General features: G+C 68.0%; 8 protein-coding genes and 1 pseudogene. 7 read left to right on the top strand and 2 right to left on the bottom strand.

Annotation, left to right across the window (positions count from 1 at the left end; translation table 11 throughout):
- From ON21_RS30085 to ON21_RS30060, 6 genes and pseudogenes are all read left to right on the top strand, one after another.
- A pseudogene (locus ON21_RS30085) lies at positions 1 to 411 on the top strand (serine/threonine protein phosphatase); the annotation flags it as partial.
- Complete coding sequence (locus ON21_RS30080; protein ID WP_039803476.1) at positions 411 to 1895, top strand: FtsW/RodA/SpoVE family cell cycle protein; 1485 nt, start codon at positions 411 to 413, stop codon at positions 1893 to 1895. The pseudogene ON21_RS30085 and the gene ON21_RS30080, both read left to right, overlap by 1 nt.
- Positions 1892 to 3358 (top strand): peptidoglycan D,D-transpeptidase FtsI family protein, encoded by a 1467-nt coding sequence (locus ON21_RS30075; protein ID WP_039803475.1) that lies wholly within the window; start codon positions 1892 to 1894, stop codon positions 3356 to 3358. Before ON21_RS30080 ends, ON21_RS30075 begins: the two co-directional genes overlap by 4 nt.
- Positions 3359 to 3395: 37 nt before the next feature.
- Positions 3396 to 4916 (top strand): protein kinase domain-containing protein, encoded by a 1521-nt coding sequence (locus tag ON21_RS30070; RefSeq protein ID WP_039803473.1) that lies wholly within the window; start codon positions 3396 to 3398, stop codon positions 4914 to 4916.
- On the top strand, positions 4913 to 6814 hold the full coding sequence (gene pknB, locus ON21_RS30065; protein WP_039803471.1) for a Stk1 family PASTA domain-containing Ser/Thr kinase: 1902 nt from the start codon (positions 4913 to 4915) through the stop codon (positions 6812 to 6814). Before ON21_RS30070 ends, pknB begins: the two co-directional genes overlap by 4 nt.
- A 107-nt stretch (positions 6815 to 6921) precedes the next feature.
- Positions 6922 to 7341, top strand: a complete 420-nt coding sequence (locus ON21_RS30060; protein WP_039803470.1) for a CBS domain-containing protein — start codon at positions 6922 to 6924, stop codon at positions 7339 to 7341.
- A 184-nt stretch (positions 7342 to 7525) separates the two neighbouring features.
- Here ON21_RS30060 and ON21_RS30055 read toward each other — a convergent pair whose 3' ends face one another.
- Together ON21_RS30055 and ON21_RS30050 are read right to left on the bottom strand one after the other, a co-directional pair.
- Positions 7526 to 8206 carry a RibD family protein gene (locus tag ON21_RS30055; RefSeq protein WP_039803468.1) on the bottom strand — a complete coding sequence of 227 codons (681 nt, stop codon included), beginning with the start codon at positions 8204 to 8206 and terminating at the stop codon, positions 7526 to 7528.
- Positions 8203 to 8847, bottom strand: a complete 645-nt coding sequence (locus ON21_RS30050) for an aminodeoxychorismate/anthranilate synthase component II (RefSeq protein WP_039803467.1) — start codon at positions 8845 to 8847, stop codon at positions 8203 to 8205. Before ON21_RS30050 ends, ON21_RS30055 begins: the two co-directional genes overlap by 4 nt.
- A 97-nt stretch (positions 8848 to 8944) precedes the next feature.
- On the opposite strand from ON21_RS30050, the gene crgA reads away from it, so the two are divergent.
- Entirely contained in the window at positions 8945 to 9208 is a 264-nt protein-coding gene (crgA, locus tag ON21_RS30045; RefSeq protein WP_039803465.1) for a cell division protein CrgA, read from the top strand.
- Positions 9209 to 9232: the final 24 nt, after the last annotated feature.

Raw genomic sequence — 9232 nt, 5'->3', positions numbered from 1 at the left:
ACCCTGACCGAACCCGGCGATGATCCACCCTCCGCGTGCAAGCCGCTCAAGGTCACCGATCTGAAGCAGACCGGCCGCGACCAAGTGGGCAAAGGCTTGCCGCCCGGGTCCCTGGACAAGGCCAGGGACTCGATGACCTACCTGTCCCAGCGCGAACTGCTGCCGCCGTGCCCGGTCAAGGAATCCGCGCCGCAGCCGGGGGTCGTCCCGTCACCGGCCGAGGCCGCGCCGCCCGCGCCCAACGGCGCTCAGCCCGCTCCGGCCCCCGCCGCGCCCGCACCCGCGCCGGAACAGGGCGACGCCAGGGGCACCGACATCAAGACGCCGACGAAGTCGGAGGCTCCGGCCCCGCCGTCGACCACGTCGCCCGCCCCCCAGACCGCGGGGGAGAACTGCCGGGTGACGGACTGATGTCCGCGCCGGCACCGCCGTCGGCTGGGGCTTTTCCCAGTCCCCCGGGCGGCTTCGCTCCCGCGCCACCACCGAGCACGAGACGCAACGTCGAACTTCTGCTGCTCGCGGCGGCGGCGGTGATCACCACCGTGTCCCTGTTCCTGGTCGAAGCCAGCCAGGAACAGTCGATCACCTTGGATATCGCCAAATACGGCTTGGCCTACCTGGCGTTGTTCGCGGTGGCGCACCTTGCCGTGCGACGGTTCGCTCCCTTCGCCGACCCGCTGCTGTTGCCGATCGTGGCGTTGCTCAACGGACTCGGTCTCGTGCTGATCCACCGGCTGGATCTGGCCGATCAGCAGACCGCCGCCTACAACTCGTGGGCGACCCCGTCCCCCGACGCCAATCAGCAGATCCTGTGGACCGCGCTGGGCACGCTCGTGTTCATCACACTGCTGATCGCATTGCGCGACTACCGCACCCTGGCCCGCTACAGCTACACCCTCGGCCTCATCGGTCTTGTCGCGCTCGCCATTCCGGCCCTGCTGCCCAGCGCGTTCTCCGAGACCAACGGCGCGAAGATCTGGATCCGCCTGCCCGGGTTCAGTGTCCAGCCGGGTGAGTTCGCGAAGATCCTGCTGATCATCTTCTTCGCCTCGGTGCTGGTGGCCAAGCGCGAGATCTTCACCGCCGCCGGGCGCCACGTGCTGGGCATGGAGTTCCCGCGCGGCCGCGACCTCGGTCCGATCCTGGCCGTCTGGGTCGTCTGCATCGGGGTGCTGGTGTTCGAGAAGGATCTCGGCACCTCGCTGCTGATCTTCAGCACGGTGCTCGTAATGCTCTACATCGCCACCGAACGGGTCGGCTGGCTGGTCATCGGCGGCGGACTGCTCGCGCTCGGATTCGTCTTCGCCTACCAACTGTTCGGCCACGTGCGGGTCCGGGTGGAGACCTGGCTGCACCCGTTCGACGACTACAACAACACCGGCTATCAGATCTCCCAGTCGCTGTTCGGCCTGGCCACCGGCGGTCTCGCCGGGACCGGCCTCGGCAGCGGCAGGCCGAACCAGGTGCCGTTCGCCAAGACCGACTTCATCATCACCACCATCGGCGAGGAACTCGGGCTGATCGGGCTCGCCGCGGTGCTGGTGCTGTTCCTGGTATTCGTGGTGCGCGGGCTGCGCACCGCCCTCGCGGTGCGCGACAGCTTCGGCAAGCTGCTCGCGGCCGGTCTGTCGTTCACCATCGCGATCCAGCTGTTCGTCGTGGTCGGAGGTGTGACCAAGCTGATTCCGCTGACCGGTCTCACCACCCCGTTCATGTCCTATGGCGGATCTTCGCTGCTGGCCAACTACGCATTGCTGGCGTTGCTGATCAAGATCTCCGACGCCGCCCGCGCACCCGCCCCGGTGCGCAAGAAGGAACCGGCGCCGATCGCCGACGTGCAGACCGAACTGCTGCGGCGCGATGGCGGACGACCGGAGGCGGGGCCGCTGACATGAACACTCCACTACGCCGAGTCGCGATCGCGGTGATGGTGATGGTCGTCGCGCTGCTGGCGAACGCCACCTACGTCCAGGTGATCAAAGCCGACGATCTGCGCTCCGATCCGCGCAATTCCCGGGTTCTGCTCGACGAGTACGCCCGTCAGCGCGGGCAGATCTCGGCCGGCGGCACCGTGCTGGCCAGTTCGGTCGCGACCGACGACCGCTACAAGTACCTGCGCACGTACCCGAGCGAGCCGCAGGCGTACGCGCCCGCGACCGGTTTCTACTCGATGCAGTACGGCAGCACCGGACTGGAACGGGCCGAGGACTCGGTGCTCAACGGCTCCGACAGTCAGCTGTTCGGCAGCCGCCTGGTCGACCTGATCTCCGGCCGGGACCCGCGCGGCGGCAACGTGCTCACCACGCTCAATCCATTGATGCAGCAGGTGGCCTACGACCAGATGACCAGCAAGGGCTACACCGGTTCGGTGGTGGCGATCGAGCCGAGCACCGGCAAGATCCTCACCATGGTCTCCACGCCCAGCTACGACCCGAACCTGCTGTCCGGGCACGACGGCGCGCGCGGCACCCAGGCGTGGGAAACCCTGAGCGCGGATCCGAAGCACCCCATGTTGAATCGCGCCATCTCGCAGACCTATCCGCCCGGGTCCACCTTCAAGGTCGTGGTCACCGCCGCCGCGCTGTCCAACGGCGTCGCGACTCCCGACGACCAGTTCACCGCCGCGCCGAACATCACGCTGCCCGGCACCAGCACCACGCTGGAGAACTACAACGGCTCCACCTGCGGTCCCAACCCGACCGCGTCACTGTTCGAGGCGTTCCGGCGCTCGTGCAACACCGCGTTCGCCGAACTCGGCGTCAAGGTGGGCTCCGCGAACCTCAAAGACGAGGCGGCCGCGTTCGGCGTCGGCCCGCACCGCGGAATCCCGATGCCGGTGGCGGAGAGCACCGTCGGCACCATTTCCGACGACGCCGCTCTGGCCCAGAGCAGCATCGGGCAGCGCGACGTGGCGTTGACCCCGCTGCAGAACGCGGTCGTCGCGGCGACCATCGCCAACGGCGGCGTCCGGATGGAGCCCTACCTGGTGGATCAGTTGCAGGGCCCGGATCTCAGCGAGCTGTCGAAGACCAAGCCGGTCTCGGTCGGCCAAGCCGTCAGCGCCGATGTAGCGTCGACCCTGACCAACCTGATGATCGCGTCGGAGGGCAACACCTCTGGAGGTAACCAGACCCCTTATCAGATCGCGTCCAAGACCGGCACCGCGGAGCACGGGAGCAACCCGCGCAACACGCCGCCGCATGCTTGGTACATCGCGTTCGCCCCCGCGCAGAACCCGAAGATCGCCATCGCGGTGATCGTGGAGAACGGTGGGGACCGGGCGCTTGCCGCGACCGGTGGTTCGGTCGCCGCGCCGGTGGCTCGCGCGGTTCTCGACGCCGGTCTTCGAGGGGGCTGAACGATATGGATGTGCGAGTGAAGGTACGGGGACCTCGATGCTGAACAACGGTGCGATGATCGCCGACCGGTACCGGCTGCAGCGACTGATCGCGACCGGCGGCATGGGCCAGGTCTGGGAAGCGCTGGACACCAGGTTGGACCGCAGGGTCGCGGTCAAGGTGTTGAAATCGGAGTTCTCGGCCGACCCGACGTTCCGGCACCGATTCCGCACCGAGGCGAAGACCACCGCCCAGCTGAATCACCCCGGTATCGCGGGCATCTACGACTACGGCGAGACGATCGACCCGCAGGGCAGCGAGATCGCGTACCTGGTCATGGAATTCGTCCAGGGCGAGCCGCTGAACACGGTGCTCAATCGCCTGGGGAGGCTGTCGGTCGCCCAGGGTCTCGACCTGCTCGAGCAGACCGGGCGCGCACTGGAGGTGGCGCACCGCGCGGGCGTGGTGCACCGCGACGTGAAGCCGGGCAACATCCTGGTCACTCCGACCGGGCAGGCGAAGATCACCGACTTCGGTATCGCCAAGGCGGTGGACGCCTCGCCGGTGACCAAGACCGGCATGGTGATGGGCACCGCACAGTACATCGCACCGGAACAGGCGGTCGGCGAGGACGCCACCGCGGCCAGCGACGTCTATTCGCTCGCCGTGGTCGGTTACGAAGTGCTGGCCGGACAGCGGCCGTTCACCGGCGACGGCGCACTCACCGTCGCGATGAAGCACGTGCGCGAGACGCCGCCCCCGATGCCGGCAGATCTGCCCGGCAACGTGCGCGAACTGATCGAGATCACGATGGAGAAGGACCCGGCGCGCCGCTACGCCAGTGGCGGCGAGTTCGCCGACGCGGTCGCCGCGGTGCGCGGGGGCCGCCGTCCACCGCCGCCGAGTGGCGCCCACCCCGCCGCGCCTCTGACCGGGGCCACGCGGGTGCTCCCGCCCGGCCCGACCGCCGTGATCCCCTCCACACCATCCGACTTCGACGGGGCGACGGTGCGCTACTCGACGCCCGCGGCGGGCGCGGTGGGCGCGGCGAATCGCGCGGGCACGATCGCGGCTCCGGCCACCGTGCTGAGCCGGGGCGCCGCGGGCGATCAACCGCCCGGCGGCGGCAAGGGATTCACCACGAGTCAGAAATGGCTGACCGGACTCGGCATCGGCGCCGTACTGCTCGCCGCGCTCACGGCTTACCTGCTCTTCGGTGGCGACACCAACCCGGATTCCACGCCATCGCCGACCGCGACGTTCGCGCCGAATCCGAAGCCGGCCCCGCCGGTGGCCACTACGACCACCCCCAAGGCCGTGCCCGCGCCGGTGGAAACCGAGACCTACGAACCGACCACCACCGAGCCGAAGACCACGACACCGGAGCCAACGACGACCACCGCGCCGCCCACCACCACGGCACCGAGCACGACGAAGCCGACGACCACCGCGCCCACGACTACCGCCACCCGCCCGCGAATCCCGACCCTCGACCTACCGTTCCCGGAGATTCCCGGTGCTCAGGGGCCTTCGGCCACCCGCCACGGATCCGCTACTCCTTCCCAAGGACTGCCATGACGACCCCGAAGAATCTCTCGTCTCGCTACGAGCTGGGCGAGATCATCGGGTTCGGCGGTATGTCCGAGGTGCACAAAGCCCGCGACATCCGGCTGAGCCGGGACGTGGCGATCAAGGTGCTGCGCGCGGACCTGGCCCGCGATCCCACGTTCTACCTGCGGTTCAAGCGCGAAGCGCAGAACGCCGCCGCGCTCAATCATCCGGCCATCGTCGCGGTCTACGACACCGGTGAGGCCGAGGTGGACGGCGGTCCGCTGCCGTACATCGTGATGGAGTACGTCGACGGCGACACGCTGCGCGACATCGTGCGCGGCAAGGGCCCGCTGCCGCCGCGCCGCGCGATGGAGATCATCGCGGACGTCTGCGCCGCCTTGGATTTCAGCCACAAGGCCGGGATCGTGCACCGCGACATGAAGCCGGCCAACATCATGATCAACCGGTCGGGCGCGGTGAAGGTGATGGACTTCGGCATCGCACGCGCCATCGCCGACAGCTCCAACCCGATGACGCAGACCGCGGCGGTGATCGGCACCGCGCAGTACCTCTCGCCGGAACAGGCGCGCGGGGAGACGGTGGACGCCCGCTCGGACGTCTACTCCGTCGGTTGCGTACTCTTCGAAATCCTCACCGGCGAGCCGCCTTTCACCGGCGACTCACCGGTCGCCGTCGCCTACCAGCACGTCCGGGAGGATCCGCGGCTGCCCTCGCACGTGCACCAGGGCGTTCCGCGCGAGCTGGACTCGGTCGTGCTCAAGGCGATGAGCAAGAATCCGGCCAACCGGTACCAGACCGCCGCGGAGATGCGCGCCGACCTGATCCGGGTGCTCGGCGGCCAGAAGCCGAGCGCGCCGATGGTGATGACCGACGAGGACCGCACCACCATGATGAGCGCGGACGAGCCCCCGCCGCGCAACTACCGCACCGTCGAGCGCCACGACGACACCGCCGAGCAGGATCCGGCCGAGCCGAACGGCCAGCGCCGGACCGCCTACATCGCGCTCGGCGCCGTCGCGGCCGTCGCCGTGGCTTTCGCTCTGTTCTGGGTGCTGCTCGGACCGGGCAGCAAACCGGACCAGGTAGCCGTTCCCGATCTGTCCAACAAGTCCTCGCAACAGGCTCAGGACGCGCTGCAGAAGCTCGGCTTCACGGTGGCGATCCAGCAGAAGCCCGACGGCAAGGTCGCCACGGGCAACGTCATCGCGACCCAGCCCCTCGGCGGCTCGCGGATCGACGAGGGAAGCACCGTCACGGTCCAGGTGTCCTCCGGGCCCGCACAGGTGCAGGTGCCGAAACTCACGGGCCTGACCCAGGAGCAGGCCGAGCAGGTGCTGAATTCCAAAGGCCTGCGGATCAACCCGAATGTCGAGCGCAAGCCGTCGAGCACCGCCGAGAAGGATCAGGTGATCGAGCAGAATCCGTCGCCGGGTTCGAAGGTCGACATCGACTGGGAAGTCGTCGTCACGATCGGCACCGGCCCGGAAGCGGTTCGCGTTCCCTATGTCGTCGGCCAGACCATCGACGTGGCTCAGCCGAACATCGAGGGCAACGGCTTCAAGGTCGTCGTCCAAGAGGTGCAGTCCTCGAAGCCGAAGGGCGAAGTGGTCGCCTCCAGCCCGGCCGGCGGCAGCAGCGCGGAGAAGGGCTCCACGGTCACCGTCCAGGTGTCCGCGGGCGATCTGAAGATGCCGTCGCTGGTGGGTCTCACCGTCTCGCAGGCGGTGGAGAAGCTGCGCGCGGAGGGCTGGACCGGCAGTACCAGCCAGATCAGCCAGTCGCCGCAGGGCACCTTCGACGCGGGCAATGTCGGACGTATCCTCAGCCAGCAACCGTCGGCGGGCAGTTCGATCCAGAAGAACAGCGCCATCCTGGTCGGTGTGGGGGTGCTCGGCCCGCCGTGATCGGCGGGGTCATCGGTATCCAGAAAACGAGACCATCCGGTGTGAATTGCGGGAGAATGATGCTGCTCCATCCCAATCAGCGCAGCTGAGGCACGAGGAGGTAGCTCATGACCACTGCCAGGGACATCATGAAACCGGGCGTTCAGTGGATTGCCAAGGACACGACAATCGAGCAGGCCGCGCGCACCATGGCCGAACTCAATGTCGGGTCACTCATCGTCTCCGACGACAACGAGCGGATGTGCGGCATCGTCACCGACCGCGACATCGTGGTGAAGTGCATCGCTCAGGGCAAGACCCCTAAGGACTGCCGGGTCGAGGAATTGTGCGAAGCGACGCCGCGGTGGGTCGATGCCAACGCCGACATCCAGGAAGTCCTCGATGAAATGGAGAGCAACCGGGTCAAGCGGATGCCGGTCATCGAGGACAAGCGGCTGGTCGGCATGATCAGCGAGGCGGACTTGGCCAGGCATCTGGACGACAACCAACTCGGCGAGTTCGTGACCGCCGTTTACGGGCGTCCTTAGAGTTCGAACCGGTGCGGAGGGCGGTACCCACGCCGCCCTCTGGATCGACCTCGCACTCCGGCGATATCACTGGGATTCCCGCCGGGCGATGCGTGCTCGAGAGAATGCGAGCGGAGTCCGGTCAGTCGCGTGAGCCGACCCCCGGCTGCGGAAGGTGCGTCACATCCGAGGCACGACTCCGGCGTCAGGCCGGGTCGCTCTTCGGCAGATACCGAAGCACGGCGACATCGCCGACTTGCGTCACGCCTGCCAGTCGCATCCTGCGGTGCGGCGCCCCCGGAAAAGCGGCCGGGTCGAGGAAACGCGGAGCCGCGACGTCACCCACCAGGATCGGGGCCACCGCGAGATGCAGCTCATCGGCCAGATCGGCGGCGAGGAACGCGGTATGGATGCGAGTGCCGCCCTCCACCATGAGACGGCCCACACCCCGTCGGCCCAGATCGTCCAACAGCGCGCCGAAGTCGAGTCCGGCGCCGAGATCGACCACCTCGGCCAGTCCGGCCAGCCGGGCGGTGAGTTTCGCCGAGCCCGCCGTGGTGGTGTAGACGAGCTTGTCGCCGCCGTGGTGCCAGAAACGCAGCTCGGGATCCAGCTCGCCGCTCGCCGAGACCGTCACCTTCAACGGATACTCCGGCTTGCCCGCGGCAAGGCGAGCCGTCCTGCGCTCGGCGCTGCCGACGAGCAGTCGCGGATTGTCGCTGCGCAACGTCTGCGCTCCGACGAGGATGGCGTCGGAGTCCGCGCGGACCTGATCGACCCGATCGAAGTCCGCCGCGTCGGACAAGTGCAGCCGCTCGGGGCTCGCGTCGTCGATGTACCCGTCGATGCTCACCGCGACCGAGAGCAGCACATGCGGACGGGTCACTGCAGCACCAGCGCGGCGACCTCCGCCTCCAGCGTCCGCACCAAGCCCTCGGCGGGACGCTCACCGCACACGCCGAGCCAGTTCGCCAGCATCCGGTGCCCACCCTGGGTGAGCACCGATTCCGGGTGGAACTGCACCCCGTGGATGGGCAAGGTGCGATGCCGCATGGCCATCACGATCCCGCTCTCGGTGCGGCCGAGCACCTCGATCTCCTCCGGCAAGGTCTCCTCGAGCACGGTGAGGGAGTGGTACCGCGTGGCGGTGAACGGGTCGGACAGACCCGCCAGCACGCCTGCGCCGATGTGGAAGACCTCACTCGTCTTCCCGTGCAGCAACTCGGGAGCCCTGGTGACGGTGGCGCCGAACGCCTCCCCGATCGCCTGGTGGCCGAGACACACGCCGAGCAGTGGCACGCTTTCTTCCGCGCACGCGCGCACCAACGGGATACTGGCGCCCGCACGGTCGGGAGTGCCGGGGCCGGGGCTGATCAGAATGCCGTCGAAGTCGCGGACCACCGCGCCGACGTCGGCCAGATTCGGATCGTCGTTGCGCCACACGACCGCATCGACACCCAGTTGGCCGAGGTACTGCACCAGGTTGAAGACGAAGCTGTCGTAATTGTCGACGACCAGAACACGCATGGCATCGAGATTACGTGCCCGCCCGGCACCGCGTCGCATCCATTACCTGTTGGGATAGCCTAGAGACCACGACCTGCACGCCGAATACGAGGACGTCATGCCCAAGTCGAAGGTCCGTAAGAAGACCGACTACACGATCAACCCCGCCAGCCGGACCCCGGTGAAGGTGAAGGCTGGGCCGTCTCCGGTCTGGTATGTCGCCATCATGCTCGGGTTCATGCTCGCCGGGCTGGCGTGGCTGCTCGTCTACTACCTGGCGGCCGAGCAGATCAGCTGGATGAACGACCTCAACGCCTGGAACTTCCTGATCGGCTTCGGCCTGATGGTGGTTGGCCTGATCATGACGATGCGCTGGCGCTGAGCGGCGACATCGAGCGGATTACAG

Source organism: Nocardia araoensis NBRC 100135, assembly GCF_000308435.1.
GTDB classification, from domain to species: Bacteria; Actinomycetota; Actinomycetes; order Mycobacteriales; family Mycobacteriaceae; genus Nocardia; species Nocardia araoensis.
This window is presented reverse-complemented; position numbering and strand designations above follow the sequence as displayed.

Coding starts and splice junctions, on each gene's coding strand:
- ON21_RS30080 (WP_039803476.1), top strand. CDS start 411: ATGTCCGCGCCGGCACCGCCGTCGGCTGGGGCTTTTCCCAGTCCCCCG.
- ON21_RS30075 (WP_039803475.1), top strand. CDS start 1,892: ATGAACACTCCACTACGCCGAGTCGCGATCGCGGTGATGGTGATGGTC.
- ON21_RS30070 (WP_039803473.1), top strand. CDS start 3,396: ATGCTGAACAACGGTGCGATGATCGCCGACCGGTACCGGCTGCAGCGA.
- pknB (WP_039803471.1), top strand. CDS start 4,913: ATGACGACCCCGAAGAATCTCTCGTCTCGCTACGAGCTGGGCGAGATC.
- ON21_RS30060 (WP_039803470.1), top strand. CDS start 6,922: ATGACCACTGCCAGGGACATCATGAAACCGGGCGTTCAGTGGATTGCC.
- ON21_RS30050 (WP_039803467.1), bottom strand. CDS start 8,847: ATGCGTGTTCTGGTCGTCGACAATTACGACAGCTTCGTCTTCAACCTG.
- crgA (WP_039803465.1), top strand. CDS start 8,945: ATGCCCAAGTCGAAGGTCCGTAAGAAGACCGACTACACGATCAACCCC.